Source organism: Mycolicibacterium sp. MU0053, assembly GCF_963378095.1.
Taxonomy (GTDB): Bacteria; Actinomycetota; Actinomycetes; order Mycobacteriales; family Mycobacteriaceae; genus Mycobacterium; species Mycobacterium burgundiense.
This window is the reverse complement of record NZ_OY726397.1, coordinates 5,391,388-5,410,680: the sequence shown is the minus strand read 5'-3', so window position 1 is coordinate 5,410,680 and position 19,293 is coordinate 5,391,388. Positions and strand designations below refer to the sequence as shown.

General features: G+C 63.1%; 20 protein-coding genes and 1 pseudogene. 15 read left to right on the top strand and 6 right to left on the bottom strand.

Annotation, left to right across the window (positions count from 1 at the left end; genetic code table 11):
- Positions 1 to 7 precede the first annotated feature (7 nt).
- The 9 genes from rpsF to RCP80_RS25710 all read left to right on the top strand — a co-directional run bounded on the left by rpsF (position 8) and on the right by RCP80_RS25710 (position 7,235).
- Complete coding sequence (gene rpsF, locus RCP80_RS25750; RefSeq protein ID WP_308483027.1) at positions 8 to 298, top strand: 30S ribosomal protein S6; 291 nt, start codon at positions 8 to 10, stop codon at positions 296 to 298.
- 90 nt (positions 299 to 388) lie between these two features.
- Positions 389 to 928, top strand: a complete 540-nt coding sequence (locus tag RCP80_RS25745) for a single-stranded DNA-binding protein (RefSeq protein WP_308480364.1) — start codon at positions 389 to 391, stop codon at positions 926 to 928.
- A gap of 43 nt (positions 929 to 971) precedes the next feature.
- Positions 972 to 1,232, top strand: coding sequence for a 30S ribosomal protein S18 (gene rpsR / locus RCP80_RS25740; protein ID WP_308480363.1), 261 nt, complete (start codon positions 972 to 974; stop codon positions 1,230 to 1,232).
- A 32-nt stretch (positions 1,233 to 1,264) separates the two neighbouring features.
- Positions 1,265 to 1,720 (top strand): 50S ribosomal protein L9, encoded by a 456-nt coding sequence (gene rplI / locus RCP80_RS25735; protein ID WP_308480362.1) that lies wholly within the window; start codon positions 1,265 to 1,267, stop codon positions 1,718 to 1,720.
- 526 nt (positions 1,721 to 2,246) lie between these two features.
- Positions 2,247 to 3,623, top strand: a complete 1,377-nt coding sequence (gene dnaB / locus RCP80_RS25730) for a replicative DNA helicase (protein ID WP_308480361.1) — start codon at positions 2,247 to 2,249, stop codon at positions 3,621 to 3,623.
- A gap of 150 nt (positions 3,624 to 3,773) precedes the next feature.
- Positions 3,774 to 4,865 (top strand): hypothetical protein, encoded by a 1,092-nt coding sequence (locus tag RCP80_RS25725; RefSeq protein WP_308480360.1) that lies wholly within the window; start codon positions 3,774 to 3,776, stop codon positions 4,863 to 4,865.
- A gap of 233 nt (positions 4,866 to 5,098) precedes the next feature.
- Positions 5,099 to 5,485: a DUF6394 family protein gene (locus RCP80_RS25720; protein ID WP_308480359.1), complete on the top strand. Its 387-nt coding sequence runs from the start codon at positions 5,099 to 5,101 to the stop codon at positions 5,483 to 5,485.
- A 57-nt stretch (positions 5,486 to 5,542) separates the two neighbouring features.
- Positions 5,543 to 6,685: a potassium channel family protein gene (locus tag RCP80_RS25715; protein ID WP_308480358.1), complete on the top strand. Its 1,143-nt coding sequence runs from the start codon at positions 5,543 to 5,545 to the stop codon at positions 6,683 to 6,685.
- 10 nt (positions 6,686 to 6,695) lie between these two features.
- Positions 6,696 to 7,235, top strand: coding sequence for a TrkA C-terminal domain-containing protein (locus tag RCP80_RS25710; RefSeq protein ID WP_308480357.1), 540 nt, complete (start codon positions 6,696 to 6,698; stop codon positions 7,233 to 7,235).
- Between the two features lie 2 nt (positions 7,236 to 7,237).
- Here RCP80_RS25710 and RCP80_RS25705 read toward each other — a convergent pair whose 3' ends face one another.
- The 3 genes from RCP80_RS25705 to RCP80_RS25695 form a co-directional block, all read right to left on the bottom strand.
- A complete protein-coding gene (locus RCP80_RS25705) occupies positions 7,238 to 8,026 on the bottom strand; it encodes an NAD-binding protein (protein WP_308480356.1) in 789 nt (262 codons plus the stop codon).
- Positions 8,027 to 8,166: 140 nt separating this feature from the next.
- Entirely contained in the window at positions 8,167 to 8,658 is a 492-nt protein-coding gene (locus RCP80_RS25700) for a DDE-type integrase/transposase/recombinase (RefSeq protein WP_308480355.1), read from the bottom strand.
- 363 nt (positions 8,659 to 9,021) lie between these two features.
- Complete coding sequence (locus RCP80_RS25695; protein ID WP_308483026.1) at positions 9,022 to 9,330, bottom strand: transposase; 309 nt, start codon at positions 9,328 to 9,330, stop codon at positions 9,022 to 9,024.
- 146 nt (positions 9,331 to 9,476) lie between these two features.
- Between RCP80_RS25695 and RCP80_RS25690 the strand changes: the two genes are divergently transcribed.
- Positions 9,477 to 10,280: an IclR family transcriptional regulator gene (locus RCP80_RS25690; RefSeq protein ID WP_308480354.1), complete on the top strand. Its 804-nt coding sequence runs from the start codon at positions 9,477 to 9,479 to the stop codon at positions 10,278 to 10,280.
- Positions 10,281 to 10,792: 512 nt separating this feature from the next.
- On the opposite strand, the gene RCP80_RS26040 is transcribed toward RCP80_RS25690, so the two are convergent.
- A complete protein-coding gene (locus tag RCP80_RS26040; protein WP_417852380.1) occupies positions 10,793 to 11,287 on the bottom strand; it encodes a helix-turn-helix domain-containing protein in 495 nt (164 codons plus the stop codon).
- A gap of 595 nt (positions 11,288 to 11,882) precedes the next feature.
- On the opposite strand from RCP80_RS26040, the gene RCP80_RS25680 reads away from it, so the two are divergent.
- From RCP80_RS25680 to RCP80_RS25670, 3 genes are all read left to right on the top strand, one after another.
- Positions 11,883 to 12,893: a cupin domain-containing protein gene (locus tag RCP80_RS25680; protein WP_373693414.1), complete on the top strand. Its 1,011-nt coding sequence runs from the start codon at positions 11,883 to 11,885 to the stop codon at positions 12,891 to 12,893.
- A gap of 27 nt (positions 12,894 to 12,920) precedes the next feature.
- Entirely contained in the window at positions 12,921 to 13,958 is a 1,038-nt protein-coding gene (locus tag RCP80_RS25675; protein WP_168140588.1) for a dihydrodipicolinate synthase family protein, read from the top strand.
- A gap of 189 nt (positions 13,959 to 14,147) precedes the next feature.
- Positions 14,148 to 15,647, top strand: a complete 1,500-nt coding sequence (locus tag RCP80_RS25670) for an aldehyde dehydrogenase family protein (protein WP_308480353.1) — start codon at positions 14,148 to 14,150, stop codon at positions 15,645 to 15,647.
- Between the two features lie 714 nt (positions 15,648 to 16,361).
- Here the strand turns inward: RCP80_RS25670 and RCP80_RS25665 are convergent.
- Positions 16,362 to 17,681: an IS256 family transposase gene (locus RCP80_RS25665; RefSeq protein WP_308480352.1), complete on the bottom strand. Its 1,320-nt coding sequence runs from the start codon at positions 17,679 to 17,681 to the stop codon at positions 16,362 to 16,364.
- Between RCP80_RS25665 and RCP80_RS25660 the strand changes: the two genes are divergently transcribed.
- Both RCP80_RS25660 and RCP80_RS25655 read left to right on the top strand, forming a co-directional pair.
- Positions 17,680 to 18,189 (top strand): transposase, encoded by a 510-nt coding sequence (locus RCP80_RS25660; RefSeq protein WP_308483024.1) that lies wholly within the window; start codon positions 17,680 to 17,682, stop codon positions 18,187 to 18,189. The genes RCP80_RS25665 and RCP80_RS25660 overlap by 2 nt on opposite strands.
- A 137-nt stretch (positions 18,190 to 18,326) precedes the next feature.
- Positions 18,327 to 18,581, top strand: a complete 255-nt coding sequence (locus tag RCP80_RS25655; protein WP_308480351.1) for an IS110 family transposase — start codon at positions 18,327 to 18,329, stop codon at positions 18,579 to 18,581.
- 26 nt (positions 18,582 to 18,607) lie between these two features.
- Here the strand turns inward: RCP80_RS25655 and RCP80_RS25650 are convergent.
- Positions 18,608 to 19,282, bottom strand: a pseudogene (locus tag RCP80_RS25650) (IS3 family transposase); the annotation flags it as partial.
- Positions 19,283 to 19,293 lie beyond the last annotated feature (11 nt).

Below are 19,293 nucleotides of genomic sequence, written 5' to 3'. Positions count from 1 at the left end.
GGTTCCCATGCGTCAATACGAAATCATGGTCATCCTTGACCCCACACTTGACGAGCGCACAGTAGCTCCGTCTTTGGAAACGTTCTTGAACGTCATCCGCAAGGATGGCGGCTCGGTCGACAAGGTCGACATCTGGGGCCGGCGCCGGCTCGCCTACGAGATCGCCAAGCATGCCGAAGGCATCTACGCGATCATCGATGTGAAGGCCGAACCCGCCACGGTGACCGAACTCGACCGTCAGCTGGGCCTGAACGAAGCGGTCCTGCGCACCAAAGTGATGCGGACCGACAAGCGCTGATCGCCCGGTGCGCGTCACCGTGCTTCCGTAGGCTCGCCTGCGAATGCCTAGACGCATGCCGATGCTCCATTAGGACTTGAGGAGGACCCCGTGGCTGGTGACACCATTATCACCGTCGTCGGAAACCTGACCGCCGACCCCGAACTGCGTTTCACCCCGTCGGGTGCTGCCGTGGCCAACTTCACGGTGGCCTCGACGCCGCGCATGTTCGACCGTCAAAGCGGCGAGTGGAAAGACGGCGAGGCGCTGTTCCTGCGGTGCAGCATCTGGCGTGAGGCGGCCGAGAACGTCGCCGAGAGCCTGACCCGCGGTGCTCGCGTGGTTGTCCAGGGCCGGCTCAAGCAGCGGTCGTTCGAGACCCGCGAGGGCGAGAAGCGCACGGTGATGGAACTCGAGGTCGACGAGATCGGCCCCTCGCTGCGCTACGCGACGGCCAAGGTCAACAAGGCCAGCCGCGGCGGTAGCGGTAGCGGCGGAGGCGGATTCGGCGGCGGCGGTGGCGGCGGACAGTCTCGTCCGGCGGCCGCCAACGGCGGTGGCGGCGGCGCGTCAGCACCGGCCGAGGACCCCTGGGGCAGCGCCCCGGCATCGGGTTCCTTCGGCGGGGCCGACGACGAGCCCCCCTTCTAAATACGTGCACGTACACCTTTAGCAGTAAAGAAAGAGAACAACGATGGCCAAGACCAATAAGCGTCGTCCCGCGCCCGAAAAGCCGATCAAGACACGCAAATGCATCTTCTGCTCCAAAAAGGGCAAGAACCAGATCATTGATTACAAGGACACCCAACTGCTGCGCACCTACATCTCCGAGCGCGGCAAGATCCGTGCCCGTCGGGTGACCGGTAACTGCGTGCAGCATCAGAGCGACGTCGCTATCGCCGTGAAGAACGCCCGCGAGGTGGCGCTGCTGCCCTTCACTTCAACTACTCGCTGAGCGCGACTCGTCAGGAACGGAAACACCAGATTATGAAGCTCATTCTCACCGCTGAGGTGGACCATCTGGGTTCGCCGGGTGACGCCGTTGAGGTGAAGGACGGCTACGGCCGCAACTTCCTGCTGCCCCGCGGACTGGCCATTCTGGCCACCCGCGGCGCCCAGCGTCAGGCCGACGAGATTCGTCGGGCGCAAGAGATCAAGACCGTGCGCGACCTCGACCACGCCAAGGAACTCAAGGCCGCGCTCGAGGGCCTGGGCTCGGTATCGCTGCCCGTGAAGACCGCCGGCGATTCCGGCAAGCTGTTCGGTTCGGTCACCGCCGGCGACGTGGTGTCGGCCATCAAGAAGGCCGGCGGACCCAGCCTGGACAAGCGCGCCGTGCCGCTGCCCAAGGGCCACATCAAGACTCTGGGCACCTACCCGGTAGAGGTGGACCTGCACACGGGTCTGACCGCCACCGTGACGTTGGACGTCGTCGCCGGGTAATCGACCCGTCGACGTCGCCGCTTTTAAGCTGCAGTGTCAATACTCCCCGGTGGTCGCCCTCGTGGCCGACCACCGGGGAGTTGCTGTATCTGCTAGCGAACTGCCCTTCGCTTGTTGTGCGCAGCGAACCTCACCTGCTGTTTACCTGACGCATTGCTCCGCGCAACACAACACGCCCGAGACCGCAACCTGACCCGACACGCCGTAGCGATTCTCATCCACAGCCTGGAACACGTCGTATGGTGCGCGTAACTGCAGTGATGCTCCAAAATTGAACATTGCTCCACAGGTTCTCCCCACCCCCCTAACATGGTTGCGCACAGCTATCCACACGCAGTGCACAGGTTCGCTAACAGGCCTGGTTCCGCTGCCCCTCAGCAACGTCTACGGTCAACTCGGCGCGAAGCGGCGCGGGGTCGGGTCCCAGGGAGTCTGGCGGTGCACACTGTCGGCGGCCGGGTTTACCGTCACTCCATGGTGTCGAACAGGTGTTTGGTTGCATGAGGGTAGGGGGCGCGGAAGCCGTATGGCCGTAGTTGACGATCGCGGACAACAGGGGATGGACGCGCCTCCCAGCGAGGACTTCGGTCGGCAGCCGCCGCAGGACATGGCGGCAGAGCAGTCGGTGCTTGGCGGCATGCTGCTGAGCAAGGACGCGATCGCCGACGTCCTGGAGCGGCTGCGCCCCGGGGACTTCTACCGTCCGGCGCATCAGAACGTCTACGACGCGATTCTGGACCTCTACGGGCGCGGTGAGCCCGCCGACGCCGTCACTGTGGCCGCCGAGTTGGACCGCCGCGGCCTGCTGCGCCGCATCGGAGGGGCGCCGTATCTACACACCCTGATCTCGACGGTGCCGACGGCGGCCAACGCCGGCTACTACGCCGGCATCGTGGCGGAGAAGGCGCTGCTGCGCCGGCTGGTGGAGGCCGGCACCCGCGTGGTCCAGTACGGCTACGCGGGGGCCGAGGGCGCCGATGTGGCCGAGGTGGTCGACCGCGCCCAGGCCGAGATGTACGACGTCACCGACCGGCGCACCACCGAGGACTTTGTCCCGCTCGAAGACCTGCTGCAGCCGACGATGGACGAGATCGACGCGATTGCCTCCAACGGTGGCGTCGCCCGGGGCGTGCCGACAGGGTTCACCGAACTCGACGAGGTCACCAACGGTTTGCATGCCGGGCAGATGGTGATCATTGCGGCTAGACCTGGTGTTGGGAAATCCACGCTTGCACTGGATTTCATGCGCTCCTGCTCGATCAAGCACCGGATGTCGAGCGTCATCTTCTCGCTGGAGATGAGTAAGTCCGAGATCGTCATGCGGCTGCTGTCAGCCGAGGCGAAGATCAAGCTCGCCGATATGCGATCGGGCCGGATGAGCGACGACGACTGGACCAGGCTGGCGCGGCGGATGAGCGAAATCAGTGAAGCGCCACTGTTTATCGACGATTCGCCGAACCTGACGATGATGGAGATCCGGGCCAAGGCGCGACGTCTTTCGCAGAAATCGGATCTGCGGCTCATTGTGGTCGACTACATGCAGCTGATGAGCTCCGGCAAGAAGTACGAGTCCCGTCAGCAGGAAGTTTCGGACTTCTCCCGCCAACTCAAGTTGATGGCCAAAGAGGTCGAGGTCCCGGTGGTGGCGATCAGCCAGCTGAACCGTGGGCCCGAGCAACGTACCGATAAGCGTCCGCAGGTCTCTGACCTGCGCGAAAGCGGTAGTTTGGAACAGGATGCGGACATGGTGATGCTGCTTCACCGGCCCGATGCGTTCGATCGCGACGACCCACGAGGCGGCGAAGCCGACATCATTTTGGGCAAGCATCGCAACGGACCTACGGCGACAATCACGGTGGCGCATCAGCTGCACTTGTCGCGGTTTACGAATATGGCGCGGTAGGAGCCGCAGCGGCTACGGCAGGCGCTGGTGAGATGGGTGCCCCCTCCGCTCTATTTGTCAGCAACCGACCCGGTGTCTGAGACTGAAACTAGTTGATGGCATTGAGCTTTCGGTGCAGATCCTGTCGGTGGCGCTCGGTAAGTTCGAGCCATGACATCGCATGATGATTCGAGCATTGCTGGTGAGCTGGACCTCGAGACGGTACATGAGGAACGGGCGTCGTGCGCCGCCCCGGAGCGACCTCCATGCGCCACCATGCCTCTGCAGATGCGAGTTGCCCGAGCTGACAATGGGTTTGACGTCCCCCTGCACGACTTGATGCGCACCGGTGAGCAACCACTTTTGTGGTCGGTAGACGAGCGGTTGCGCCTCATCCGCCAGAAGGTGCCGGGCCGATTCTCGGTCGGCGATCGAGAAGTGCGCCGGCTGAAACTGGCGTCTGGGCGTCAGCTGGAACTGCCGGCGAGTCAACAGATCCTGAAGATCGATGGCTGGGCGCCGGTGCCGGAGTTGGCCACTGGTAGCAGAATTGCGGTTCTACGCCGGTTGGACGAGCCGACGCACCCGCAGCGTATGTACGATTCAGAGGTGATCATGTTGGCGCACATGATCGGTGACGGGTCCTGCGTGAGACGGCAGCCGATCCGGTATGCGTCCATCGATGAGGCGAACCTCGCCGCGGTGACCATAGCAGCGGCCCACTTCGGCATAACATCGATCCGGGATGAGTACGCAGCTGCACGCGTGACGACACTTCGGCTGCCAGCTCCCTATCGCCTGAACCACGGCAAGCGCAACCCAATAGCAGAATGGCTCGATGGCCTTGGTCTATTCGGCCTACGCAGCTACGAAAAGTTCGTACCCACCAAAGTATTCGGGTTGCCCGACGAGCAAGTCGCCGCGAAGCACGCCTATCCTCGGCAGCGATTCATCGACCACTACGAAACCCAGCGAAAGAGCTTGCGTGACATCGCCCATGACGCGGGCGTGAGCCGACAAACCATGGCCCGCCTTGCGGACGATTACAAGATTGACCTACGCGACGTCGGACGAACAACCAAGCACGCCATCGAACGCGACTGGCTCTACACCGAGTACGTGACCCATGGCCGACCGCTTCCAGACCTGGCCTGTGAACATGGGGTCAGTACCTCAACGATGGCGCGGTGGGCCAGGACGTACGCGATCCCGTTGCGGTTTCGCGGGGGAGCGCGGAATGGTGCAGGCAGTCGAGCAGGATGAGGCCGTGGCGTCATGCAAGGTGCGGAAGGAGGCGACGATGACACGCGGATCCGGTGACCTCCGCGGACAGCGGCTGCCGCGATCGCTCCAAGGATACGTCCTCGTCTGGTGTGCCGATCTGCTCCGAAGCCTCTCGGAGGCCCAGCGACGAGCCATCCTGAACGCGGTGACGATGAGCTACGAAGGCGGACCCTGGCCCCCCAACTGCCGGAATCCTCGATAGGCTGCGCAGGGTGAACCTCGAGAAGGTGGTGTTCGGCTTCTTCGTGGTGCTGGCGGCCACCTTGAACTTCGGCTTCTTCGTGGGCGACATCTCCGATGCGCGCATCCATAACGTCTTCGAACTTTTCGCAGCCGTGATCGTCAATCTGATCGCGACCGTGCTGAAGTTCGGAGACCGGACCCAGATCGGTGCGGTCCACTTGGCCACCAGTCTGGTCGCGGTGCTGCAACTGATCGCGGCTGCCGCGGTCTGGGTGTGGGCCACCCAGGTGTCCGCTGAGGGACTCAATGTCGAGCACACCGCGAGCATGGTCTCGCTATCCGGTGGGGCACTGTTGGCCAACCTGGTGTCCGTGGTCCTGTTGGTGGTCGAAACCGCCTCCTTCCGGCGCCGTTGACCGATGGCCCAACCGATTCACCTTTTGAACTTCCGGCCGCGGAAGGTCGAGCCGCGCGTGCGCAAGCCGGTGGAGGTACCGACCGGGGTCGAGACGACCGACGCCGTGTTCGTCCTCCTGCGCCGGATGCGGGCACCGTTCATCTTCGTGATCGTGACGTTCAGCTTCAACGTCGCGGGCGTGATGCTGATGCCGGGCCCGGAGGTCGACGGCAAGCCGCAGTACCTGACGTTATTCGACTCCTTTTATCAGATGGCGATCACGCTGACGACGGTCGGCTACAGCGAGGTCCCGTATTCGTTCAGCTGTCCACAGCGGATGTGGCTCATCTTGTCCATCTTCATGTTGGTGATTGCGTGGGCGTACGCGATCGGTGCACTGCTCTCGGCGTTCAGGGACACAGCGTTCCAAGACGCCGTGTCGGAGCAGCGGTTCCGTCGGCAGGTCCGCCGACTCAGGGAGCCGTTCTGGCTGATCCTCGGCTACGGCCAGGCCGGCCGAATGGTGAGTTTGGGGTTGGATGAGCAGCGTCGGCGGTTCGTGGTGGTCGACATCCGGCAACGTCGCGTGAATTCGGTCGTCATCGACGCCCTGACTGCGGATGTGGCTGCGCTGGAGGGGGATTGCCAGAACCCAGCCGTGTTGGGCCTGGCCGGACTCGGTCGGGCCAACTGCCAAGGGGTCCTGGCGCTTACCGGCGACGACGACGCGAATCTCGCTGTCGTGATGGCGGTCACGCTGTTGCGTCCCGACATCCCTGTCATCGCCAGCTGCCTCAACCCGGCGGTCCAGCAGCGGATGGAAGACTTCGCCCCAGCCGCGGTGATCAACCCGCACGACCGGTACGGCGGCTACCTGGCGTTGCTGCTGCACCGACCCGTCATCTACCAGCTGCTGATGTGGCTGATGGACAACGACCAGCACCAGCTGCCGGATCTGCGCACCGGCTTGGTCCGGGGTCGCTGGCTGGTGTACGGCGACGGGGAGTTTGCGGAGCAGGTGACGTCGGACCTGCGCGCCTCGGGACTGGAGGTCGACCAGATCGGGCCTACCGACGACGAGCCGGAACTCCGCGACTCGGTCGGCCTTGTAGCAGGCACCGACAACGACATGACCAACATCGCGCTGGCCGAAAGTGCCCGACTGGCCAACTGCGATGCATTCGTCTCGGTCCGCCAGCAAGCAAGACAGCATGCATAAGCCGTTGCTGATGGCGCTGGATGTGGACTCCGTGTTCGTCCCGACCGACCTGGTGGCCCGGGAGGCGCTGGCGCGGATCGTCCACCCGAACTTCTGGCGGTTCATCGAGGAGGCAGTGCAGCAGGACGATGAGTGGGCAATGCGAACCCGGGATCAGCTGGTCGAGCGATGCGGCCGCCGGGTTCCGAAGCGCGACGTCATCACTCTGTCGGACGCCGAGGCGCCGGCCGTGGTGCGCTGGCTCGCGGACCACGAGCTCACCGTAGGTGCCCTGTTGCGCGATTCCGATGACCGCTCCAGACCGTTGCCCGTCAGGATCCTGCTCATCGTGCGCGGTACGGAGCTGATCCTGACGCCGGACGATGATACGAGTTTGTGCGTCGGCGACCAGTTGCTGCTCGCCGGCAAGGGCGACGGGTTGATCGATCTTTCCGAAGCACTGTTCTATCCAGCCACCCTCGAGTACGTTGCGACGGCTCGGGTCGTGCCCTCCACCTGGGTGTGGCGGGTGCTCACCGAGCGCCGGCGCGCCGGCTCCCAGACCGGGTGAGATCACAGCTTGGACGGCGGGCCCAGCGAACCTGCTATGGCCCATCGTCGTCGGCGGTCTCCTCCTTCGCACCACGCGACTCCTGGGCCTCGGCGGCGCGGTCCCAGGGCCTCGCCCGCCCCCGCGTACAGGTGTACGACGATGTCCACGCCGAGCCCCTCCAACTCCTCGACATCTTCGCGGTAGAGCGCGACGGCGGCGACTGTGCCGCTCGGATAGCCGATGCGGCGAAGCTCCTGCAGCGCATCGATGTTGGCGTGTTGCGCTGGCATGGCCAGCACGATGATCTTGACGTTCGGGTTGTGCACGACCCGGGTCCAGAAGTCGTAGTCCGTGGCGTCGCCCTCGACGACGTTGAAGCCCTGCGTTTGCAGGAAGCGGACGCGGTGCGGGTCATGTTCGACGCCGAGCACCTTGTACCCGTGCTCCTCCTCAAGTTGGGCACAGGTCGCCCGGCCGACCCGTCCCATGCCCAAGACGATCGCGGACGCGTCCCCGACCTCGACGGGCCGGTCCTCAGGGTGGATCTTGTCCGGCGGCCGGGCCGGCAGCCTCTGCGCGAGCCGTGACGCCCAGGACACGGTTCTAGGGTTGACCACCGACGACACGATGAACCCGGCCGATACGGCGATCACCAGCGAGAGCAGCCAGTGGTGGGAGAGCCAGCCGGCTTCGGCCCCCATCGCGACGACGATGAGCGCGAACTCCGAGTAGTTCGACAACAGCAGGCCCGCCAGGACACTCGTGCGGTTGCGCATCCCGAGCAGCCACAGCAGCAGCCAGTAGAGCACCGCCTGGAGCGGCAGAAGCAGCAGGAGCAGCAGGCCAACCGTGACGTTCTCGATGGTGCGCAGCCCCTGAAACCCGATGCTGACGAAGAAGCCGACCAGCAGCAGTTCGGGTCTGCTGCACGATCAGGTGACAGTTTGGGTCACGCGGCCTGACTGGCCGGTGTGGTCATGATTGCTTCGAATTCGATGGGGGTCAACCGCCCCAGGCCGACCTGCCGGCGGCGCCGGTGATAGGTCCGCTCGATCCAGGTGACGATCGCGATGCGCAACTGCTCGCGGGTATCCCAGCGGCGGCGGTCCAGGACGTTCTTCTGCAGCAGGGAAAAGAAGCTCTCCATGGCGGCGTTGTCGTCGGCCGCCCCAACACGGCCCATGGAGCCGACCATGCCGTGGTACCCCAGGACGCGGACGAATTTCCGGCTGCGAAATTGACTGCCGCGGTCGCTGTGGACCACGCACCCGGCGACCTCACCGCGGCGGGCCACCGCACTGCTGAGGGCTTGGACGGCCAGACGTGACTTCATCCTGGAGTCGATGCTGTAGCCGACGATCCGGTTGGAGAAGACGTCCTTGATGCACACAGGTAAAGCTTGCCTTCGCCCGTGTGGTGTTCGGTAATGTCGGTAAGCCACAATTGATTTGGCTCCTCAGCGGTGAAATCCCGGCCCACCAGATCGTCATGTACCGGTGGGCCAGTCTTGCCGTTCTTACCGCGCTTACGCTTGCCGAAGACGCTCCACCAGCCATTGTCCGCGCAGATCCGCCACGCGGTCCGTTCGGCCATCGGCTGACCGGCATCGCCGGCCTCGGCGACCAAGAAACGGTAGCCGACTCCGGATCATCGCGGTGGGCGTCGAACAGGGCGTTGGCGCGGTAGGCCTCGACGAGCTCGGCGTCGGTGACAGGCTGGGCCAGCCAGCGGTAATAGGGCTGGCGGGCGAGCTGCAGGACCCGGCACGTCACCGCGACGGGGATCCCGTCCGCGGCGAGCTCTTTCACGAGCGGGTAGAGCCTTTTCCCGGCAGATTGGCCTGCGACAGGTACGCCGCGGCCCGGCGCAGCACCTCGTTCTCCTGCTCCAACAACTTGATCCGACGCTGCGCCTCGCGCAGCTCACCGGCTTCGCCGCTGCTCTTCCCAGACTTGGTGCTCTCATCGATATCGGCTCGACGCATCCACTTGTGCAACGTCATCGGATGGATACCAAAATCGGTGGCGATCTGCTCGATCGTCACGCCGTCGTCGCGGTTGCGGGCCACACGCACAACATCGTCGCGGAACTCTTGAGGGTAAGGCCTGGGCACAAGGACATCCTTCCAGCCCGCCCGCACTGGGCAAGCCAACTCAGATGTCACCTATTCGTGCAGCAGACCCTGCCGCTCCACGATGAGTCTCCCCCAGCCAACATGTCGGATCATTAGTGTTCTCACCAACGAGTACACTTTCTGCCATGCAGAAGCCAGCATGGCAGCAGCCAGTGGACCAAGTGGGTGCGGCGAAAAGGCCACAATATCCGATCGAGTCTGTTGACAACGCTCTCCGCTTAGTGTTGCTCCTTGGAGAACGACCAGAGATCCGCCTCACCGAGGCCAGCGAGTATTTGCAGGTCGCTTCATCGACAGCGCATCGCCTGTTATCGATGCTTCAATATCGCGGCTTCATCCGCCAGGATCCGGTCAGCAGGGCTTACCTGCCAGGATCGGCTTTGACAAGGGTGGCGTCCGCCGTGTCCGCCAGGATGGACGTACCACGCACCGCTGGTCCCATTCTGCGCCAGTTGAGCAACGAGCTACAGGAAACAGTCCACGTCGGAATGTTGGATGGCGGGATGGTCCGCTTCATCGCGGCGGCCGAGAGCCCTTCCGCCGTGCGGGTAGCTTCGCGTCTGGGTAAGACGATGCCTGCACACTGTACATCCACGGGTAAGGTGATGCTCGCCGAGTTGTCCGACGAAGAGGTCCATGCACTGTACCCCGACCCAAATTTGGTGCAACTCACCCCCCATTCCGTGAGTACCGTGGCTGAATTGCGCAGTTTGTTGGCGGAAGTCAGAAAGAACGGTTTCGCGACGAGCAGGGAGGAAAGCGAAGAAGGGGTCGCATCTGTTGCTGTAGTCATTCCCGGAAGAGGTCCTGAGATGAGGCTCGCACTCAATGCATCAGCCCCAAGCTATCGATTACGGCCGTCCCATGTCCGCAAAGTAGGCGAAACCTTAACAGGGGCTGCGCTTGAACTCGCAACGAAACTAGTCTAATGAAATCGCGACATGCAGAAGAGAAAATTGAGATGCCAAAAGCCCCGGACCTACCTGCCTTCATAGCGGCGATCGATGAGTATCTACGCTTGGAAAAGCTGTAGAACAGCTGAACATATGTTCGCAACTGTCCTTACGGACGACTTTCAAATCGGTTTTCGAGGTGGCCACCAGTGGAAAGGCCTCGACGGTCTGCAGATGTATTTAGATCAACGGGACGGGATCTTCGACGAACACCTCGAACTGCGTCAAGTACTTTCGTATACCCCTGCGACTGAGGATGTCATCGAGTTGACGACACGACTTGAGTTCTTCGTCGTTGGATGGCGCCTTCGCTGGTCAGCCAAGAATTCACCGGCGCGGTCTTTCACACGTGGCTGATTCGCATCGGGGACAATAATATTCGGGTTGCGCGCGCTATAATTGATGGATTCGCAAATCTCAACGACAATGCAAGGGCAGTGTTTGCCGTTCCAGATGACGGTCTCGATGAGTGAGCAGTCCTTCCGAAATCATCGACGGGTACGCTCCAGCCAATCGTCGTCAGGCTCATAGCGGCGACCTGCCAATCTGACGGTAGTAGTAACAGCCAGTCGCGGCCACGAACGAAGCCAACGGATCGCGCGAGAGACTCTATGGTTCTTTCCTGATCGCCAAAGTCTTTCGCGCCCATAGGAAGCGCAAGACTGCCGGGCGTAGTAGCATGTTGCCGTGCTCGGGTGCACCACCGCCAGGCGATGTGCTTCAAACGGGCGGTACGACCCGTCGAGCTGGCTGTTACGCCGCAGTTCCCGAGACACCGTCGAGGGCGCCGGCCCGATCGTGGCGGCAATTTGACGGACGGTCAGACCGGCTCGTCGTAGATCGGCGATCTCGATGCACTCGTCCTGCGGTAGGTACCACGGACTGATCTGCCGCACCGCCAGACGATCCAGCGCTGGCACGAGCTCGACGGCCTGACCGCCCAGGTGCGTCTTGTATCCACGCGCCCAGTTGTTTGCCTGCATTGCGGGACCCCCACCGCGCGGCCCGCGGCCAAAACTGTCCATCCCCCGGCCCGCAGCTCCATAAATCTCTGACGCTTGGCCGATTGGGGCCGGCGGCCTGGCCCCTTCTGCACACGCCTCAACAATGTCAACACAACCACCAGAACCTAGAGATGTGTTGCGACAACGCCCAGAAACCCCACCTTGCCGCACTCTGGTCAGTATTCAGTTGCCGCCGGCAAACGATTGAACGATATCGGGAGCCAAACCCGTTTGATGCACCACGTAGAGACGAGGACAGGGCAGGCCGCCCCAACCCCCTTGACAAACCGCACTTACGAAGGTGTCGCGACGGCTGAGAAGTGCCGGCTGTTGTGCGACCTTTGCGACTCGCATTGCGCCCCGGTACCTCATCAAGTCGATGACCATCGGGTCCATGCTGACCCTTCGTCCCACCTGTTCACCGCTATTGACGAGATCCCTCTCCCGCAGTTAAGCTCCTAATACAGAGGTAAGTTCTGGAAAGCAGAGAAGGGCACGAAGGCTTGTGAGTCAAATCCCAACGCTTCCCGAGTTCGACGCCGAGCTCGAGGCGGCGAACCTACGAGGACAATGGGTGTACGACGAGATGCTGGAAAGTGTCGTCGGTGGACCTAGGCCGGCTGGTGTTCCATTTCTGTGGCGGTGGCAGGACGTACACGCGAAGCTTTTGAAGTCGTGTGACGTGATGCCCGAGAGCTTCACAGCGCGTCGCAATCTCTCCTTCATCAACCCGGCTGCCCGGGGAACGACCCATACAATGAACATGGGCATGCAGATGCTCAAGCCTGGCGAGATCGCTTATGCACATCGCCACAGCATGGCGGCCCTGCGGTTCGCGATTCACGGTGGCCCAGGCCTGGTAACGGTGGTTGACGGCGAACCGTGTCAAATGGACGACTACGATCTGGTCCTGACTCCTCGCTGGGCGTGGCACGATCATGAGAACACGACCTCGGAGAACGTCGTCTGGTTCGACGTGCTGGACATCGGGTTGGTGCTCGGCCTGAACGTGCCTTTCTACGAGTCCTTCGGGGAGGAGAGGCAGCCGCAGCGCGAGAACCCGGGCGAGCACCTCTCCGATCGGGGTGGGCTGATGCGCCCCGCTTGGGAACAGGCCAAGATGGCGAATTTTCCGTTCCGCTACCCGTGGTGTGACGTGGAACGACAGCTTGGGCGCATGGCGGGTCTTGCCGGTAGTCCCTATGACGGCGTAGTCCTGCGTTACGCGAACCCTGTCACGGGTGGCTCAACCATGCCCACCCTGGATTGCTGGGTGCAGTTGCTGCAGCCGGGCCAGCGGACCGAAGCTCACCGCCATACCTCGAGCGCGGTGTACTTCGTCGTGCGCGGCGAAGGAACGACGGTCGTCGACGGGGTGGAGCTCGACTGGGGTCCGCACGATAGCTTCGTGGTGCCCAACTGGAGCACGCACCATTTCATCAACCGGTCTGCGAAAGAAGCCGTCTTGTTCTCGGTGAACGACATCCCAGCTTTGAAAGCCCTGGATCTCTACTTCGAAGAGCCTGAGCTGTCTGTGGGCACGCACCCGGTCCCTCCGATCCCCGCAAATCTCCGCGCCCGCTAAGGGCCGGCCGAGAGAAACAGAGCTAACGTGGCCACTAAACTGACATTGTCCGCTGACGATGTAACCGGCGTCGTGGGCATCATCCCCACTCCGTCCACCCCGACTGCCGACCACACTAACACCGTAAACTCGGTGGACCTCGAAGAGGCGGCGAAACTCGCCGACGCGATGGTCCGCGGTGGGGTCGACGTCCTCATGACCACGGGCACGTTCGGCGAGTGCGCCTCGCTCACGTGGGACGAGCTGCAAAGTTTCGTTGCTACCGTAGTCGACGCCGTCGCAGGGCGTATCCCCGTTTTCGCCGGCGCGACGACACTCAACACGCGCGACACGATCGCTCGGGGCCACCGGCTCGGCGAGCTCGGCGCCGATGGTCTGTTCGTCGGGCGTCCTATGTGGCTGCCCCTCGATGACGCCGGCATTGTGCGGTTCTACCGAGACGTAGCCGAGACGTTGCCCCACCTGGCGCTGGTGGTCTACGACAACCCGGGTGCTTTCAAGGGGAAGATTGGGACGTCGGCCTACGAGGCGCTCAGCCATATACCGCAGGTCGTCGCGGCCAAGCATCTCGGGCTCCTTAGTGGCTCCGCCTTTCTGTCCGACCTCCGTGCGGTGGACGGCCGCATACGGCTGCTGCCGCTCGAAAACGACTGGTACTACTTCGCGCGGCTGTTCCCGGAGCAGGTCACCGCCTGCTGGTCGGGCAACGTGGCCTGCGGCCCAGCACCGGTGACCCGCTTGCGCGACCTGATTAGGGCCGAGCGCTGGGACGAGTGCCAAGCACTCACCTACGAACTTGAGGCAGCTCTCCAGACGCTCTACCCGAGCGGCAACTTCGCCGAATTTTTGAAGTACAGCATCCAGATCGACAATGCGCAGTTCCAGGCGGCGGGTTTCATGCGCACGGGGCCCACCCGGCCGCCCTACACCGAAGTGCCGGAGTCGTATCTGGACGGAGCGCGCGAGGCCGGCAGGAGATGGGCCGCATTGCAGCAGCGCTACGCGGCGCCCCACCTCGACGGGTTGGACGTGCCGTCTGAAGTCACGCTAACCCAGACCCCGTGACCAGAGCGCGTGTGACCGCGGACGGCGGTCCCAATCTAAAAACGAACGACGGCACAGGTGGTCGGTCATCGGCTGGGCGGACGGGTGGCATTCCGACGATTGCCGAGCGTCACCGCGCTCTTGTTCCGCCGCTTGTGTTCCATTTCTCCGCGGAGAATCGATAGGCCGAAAGAAATTAGGTGCCACGAAGTGAATTTGAGTGATGTACGGGGTCGACACGAGGTGACGTCCCTGGACGACGCGCTACGTGCAGTCTCTAGGACGTGGACGCTTCCGCTAGGTGCTGCGACTCTGGGGACCCATGGTGTCTACGACGTAGACGATCCATGCACCGGGGACGTGTTGACCCAAGTGCCGGACTGCAGTGCCGAAGATGTCGACAAAGTGGTGGCGACTGCGCATGCCGCCCAACATGATTGGGCACTTCGGACGCCGCGACAGCGCGGCACCGCGCTGCGAGCTTTGGCGACACTGATGCGAGATCACGCCGAAGAACTTGCGCTGCTGGACGCAATCGACGGCGGCTTTCCGCTGCCTGCAATGCGCGACGACGTCAACTGGGCCGCCGAAGTGCTCGAGATGATGGCCGACGCCGCACTGGACCTCGGCGGGCGTACTATTCCACTCTCGACAAACCTCCATTACACACTGCAGCAACCCTATGGCGTGGTCGCTCGAATCGTCCCCTTTAATCATCCCGTCTTGTTTGCGGGATCTAAGATCGCTGCTCCGCTGATGGCGGGAAACGCCGTGGTGCTCAAAGCGCCCGACCAAACACCGCTCTCTGCCATTCGGCTCGCAGAGCTGGCCAGGGAGGTTCTACCCGAGGGTCTCTTTGGCGTGGTGACCGGACACGGAGCAATTGCCGGAGCCGCGTTGGTCGCCCATCCATTGGTCCGGCGAATCGGCTTCATCGGCTCCCCGGGTACCGGTCGCCGGATCCAGCGTTTGGCTGCAGAGCACGGCGTCAAATACGTCACGCTCGAGCTCGGCGGCAAGAACCCCATGATCGTCATGCCGGACGCCGACCTTGCCGCGGCGGCAAGAAGTGCGGTCGTGGGGATGAACTTCACCACCACAGCCGGCCAATCGTGTGGCTCAACTAGTCGACTGCTCCTGCACGAAGCGGTCGCTGACGAGGTCATTGATTTGGTCGTCGATGAGGTCGCGGGTATCAAAGTGGGCCACCCGCTCGCTGATGGCACGAACATGGGACCTGTCATCGACCAAGCCCAGTACTCGAAGTCGCTGCGGGCTATCGACTCAGGACGGGCGGCGGGCGCCAGCGTGCTTACTGGTGGGGGACGTGCGGAGGGGGTGGGCGACAAAGGCTGGTACGTCGCGCCGACCGTGTTGGCCGGCGTGACCCCGGAGGCCGCCGTCGCCCGCGACGAGATCTTCGGGCCTGTTCTTTCGGTGCTGACTGTCCGTGACGAGGCCGAGGCGGTCGAAGTCGCCAACAGCGTTGACTTCGGATTGACCGCCGCAGTGTGGACCAACAACTTGCGCCAAGCACATCGCATGGCTGCGGAGCTTGATGCCGGTTACGTGTGGATAAACGGCAGTGCACGTCACTACTGGGGGCTACCATTCGGCGGTCGGAAGTCATCAGGTATCGGATCCGAAGAGTCAACGGAGGAGTTGCTGTCCTACACGCAAGTCAAAGCAGTGACCATCACCATGGATTAGGCTCCGATCGCTGGTCGGCGGTATGCGGGAGGCGCGCATTTTCAGCCGAAGGCGTTGAGCGGGCTGGGGTTGTCACCGAGCCTTCTGCGTTATTGGCGACGCCGACCCCTTCGCATCGATAATCCCATTCCGTTTTCGAGAGGCAAAGATCTCCTGTGTCGAACATATAGCGAGGTCGATCAGTCGCTCGCAGCGCAGCATTGGGGATCGGAGGCAGCGGAACGCATTCAACTTGTCCTTGGGGTGGTCGTCGCACGGCCCAATGCTTTGCTCACAAGGAGTTCGGCACGTCGGGGTTGTTAGTGCTTCAATGCATCGCGGTCGCAGATGGCGGAATGTACTCGCCGTCGGGGCGCGCGCATCGCTCGGCTCCGCAGCTGACCGCAGCCAACGATCGGCGCGGGGAGGCTGCCGGTGTTGCGTGATCCTTGGCGGACGAGGTCTGGCGAGCGATGACTGCACTGCTCTGTGGCAACCGCGACAGCTGGAAACGAGCGTCCGTCGGCTAGTGTCCTGAGTTGTTAATTCGTTTGCAGTAGCTGGCGACGGATTCGAGGATTTGGTCGGCGGTCTTGGGGTTGACCCCTGATGGTGGACACCTGACTGGTGGGACTGCTGGTCTCACGGGAAGGATGTCCGTATGTCGGGCAAGCGTAAGAAGTACACCCCGGAGTTTCGGGAGAGGAATTGTCAATACCTGTGGATCGGCGTGTTTCAGGCGACCTCCGTTCCGGCTTGCTGATCGCCGTCTGAGGGCGGTGTCGGTGGGGTGATTTCGGTGGGGCGTTCGAGCAGTTTGCCCTTGTGGAAGACCGCGCCGGCGCGGACCAGGGCGACCAGGTGTGGTGCGTTGACGGCACGCCAGCGGGCCGCGGCGGCGTCGATGAGCTTGTAGGCCATGGCCAGACCAGCCGCACGTGATCCCGGCCCCTTGGTGACCTTGGTTCTCAAACGTACTGTGGCAAAGGTGCTTTCGATCGGATTTGTCGTGCGTAGGTGGATCCAGTGCTCGGCGGGATAGTGGTAGAACTCCAGTAGGGTGTCCAGATCGTCGGTGATCTTGGCGACCGCCTTGGGGTACTTGGCCCCGAAGTCGACCGTGAAGGCCTTGACCGCGAGCTGGGCCTTGTCGATATCCTCGGCGTTGTAGATCTCCTTGAGCGCCGACAACGCCGACGCGTGCGCTGATTTCGGCAGGGCGGCAAGCACATTGGCTTGCTTATGAAACCAGCACCGCTGTTCTTTGGTGGCCGGGAACACCTCGCGTACCGCTTTCCAGAAGCCGAGTGCGCCATCGCCGACGGCGAGCACGGGTGCGGTCATGCCGCGTCGTTTACAGTCGCGCAGCAGATCAGCCCACGACTCGGTCGATTCCCGGTAGCCGTCGGTGATCGCCACGAGCTCTTTGCGGCCGTCCGCGCGCACGCCGAGCATCACCAGCAGACACAGCTTTTCCTGGTCCAGGCGGACCTTGAGGTGGATGCCGTCGACCCACAGGTAGACGTAATCGGTGCCCGACAGGTCCCGGGCGGCAAACGCGCGGGCCTCGTCCTGCCACTGGCTGGTCAGCCGGGTGATCGTGGTGGCCGAGAGCCCGGCACCCGAGCCCAGGAACTGCTCCAGAGCGGGGGTGAAGTCGCTGGTGGACAGCCCGTGCAGGTACAGCAGCGGCAGCACTTCGCTCATCTGCGGTGACTTGCGTGCCCAGGCCGGCAGGATCGCCGAGGAGAACCGTTTCCGTTCACCGGTGTCGGGGTCGACGCGTTTGTCGTTGACTCGCGGTGCTTTCACCTCAACTGCCCCGGCTGCCGTCAGCACCTCGCGGGCCTGGTGATAGCCGTTGCGGACCACCAGCCGATGCCCCTTCTCATCGAGCTGATCGGCGAACTGGGCCACGTAGGCGGCGACCTCAGCCTTCAACGCGGCGGCCAGCATCTGACGGGCGCCGTCGCGGACGATCTCGTCCAACAACGACCGACCAGCACCGCCAGTGCTTTCGTTGGCCTCGATGGCATCGTGAACTACGGTGAGCATGGGCGTACCTTCCCGAACCAGCGCGCCAACGCCGGCTCATGATCGGACCTTCGGATATTCAGATCATCCTCGGGAAGGTGCGCCCACTTTCACGCCCCCTCACCGAGGCTCATCCACAGGTTCTGATCATTGCTCGTTTCGGGAGCAGGCGGCCCGTCTGGTGATCGAGACGGGTCGTCCGATCGCTCATGTGGCCGCTGAGATCGGTGTGGGTGAGCAGTTGCTGGGCCGGTGGGTGCGCCAGGCCCGCGACGACGGCGGCGATAATGGCGCGGTGCTTGATGCTGATGAGCGTGCCGAGTTGGAGCGGCTGCGCAAGGAGAACGCCGAATTACGTTTGGACCGCCAGTTTTTAAAAAAAGTACTAATGGGCCCGCTGCGGGCGCACCCGATGAAAATGAGAATCCGGCGTTCGCGGGCGTTTGCCGGTGTTGCGTTGGTGCGGGCGTGGGTTGATGCTGGTAGTGGTGGCTGCTGGGCTGACGCCGACGCCGCTTGGTGCCCGTGAGCCCGGAAAAAAGTATGGCGTGGAGGGTTGTGGGCACCCGGTTGTGCTGCCGGTGAGCGCGAACTTCAGACTCCTTTGATCGACGACCTTCCTCCGGCAGTCGCCCTGTCCTGTTGGTGCGAGTCGGGAGGTTGATCGTGGATGAGGTGGTCGAGTTTTGCGCGGGTCTGGATGTGCATCGAGACACGGTGGTCGCCACCGTGCGGTTCCCGCAGGGCCGTCGACGCGGCAGTGAGACAAAGACGTTCGGCACTGATACCGCCGAACTGGTGGCATTGGGCGACTGGCTGGTTTCGCATCAGGTGAGCCGGGTCGGGTTGGAATCGACCGGTGTGTATTGGAAACCGGTGTTCTATCTCCTCGAGGATCGAGTCGATCAGCTGTGGCTGTGAGGGGGACCCGTTTGGTGGTCCACTCGTTATGCGACTTGGGGTTGGTGGGTCGTGGCCCACTGTAGAGCGAACTCGGTTGGGGTGAGTTCACCGTGGGCGGAGTGGGGTCGGTTGGCGTTGTAGTCGATCCTCCAGTCTTCGATGATCACGCGGGCTTCGCGTAGGGAGTCGAAGCGCCAGGAGTTGAGCAGTTCGTCGCGCAGGCGACCGTTGAATGATTCGATGAAGGCGTTCTGCCAGGGCGAGCCGGGATCAATGAAAAGTGAACCAGCACTGTTGAATCGGCACCAATCGCTCACGGCGTGGGCGACGAACTCAGGACCGTTGTCGAAACGCACGTACCGCGGCGCCCCGTGGGTCAGCGCCAGGCGATCCAGCACGTCGACGACGCCGTCGGCGTTGATGGCGCGGTCGACCTCGATCGCGAGTGCTTGGCGGGTGAACTCGTCGATGACGTTGAGCATCTTGATGGTGCGGCCATCGGCGGTGGTGTCGAACTGGAAGTCCATCGCCCAGATGACGTTGGGGCGGATCGGTGACATCGCGCCGACGGCGACGCCGATACCGGTGAGACGCTTTTTGCGGCGCCGCTGCGGAACCCGAAGGCCCTCTGCGCGCCACAGTCGACGGATGCGCTTGTTGTTGACCTGCCAGCCGGCGCGGCGGGCCATCTTGGCCGCCCGTCGCCACCCCCAGTGAGGTGAGCCCCTCA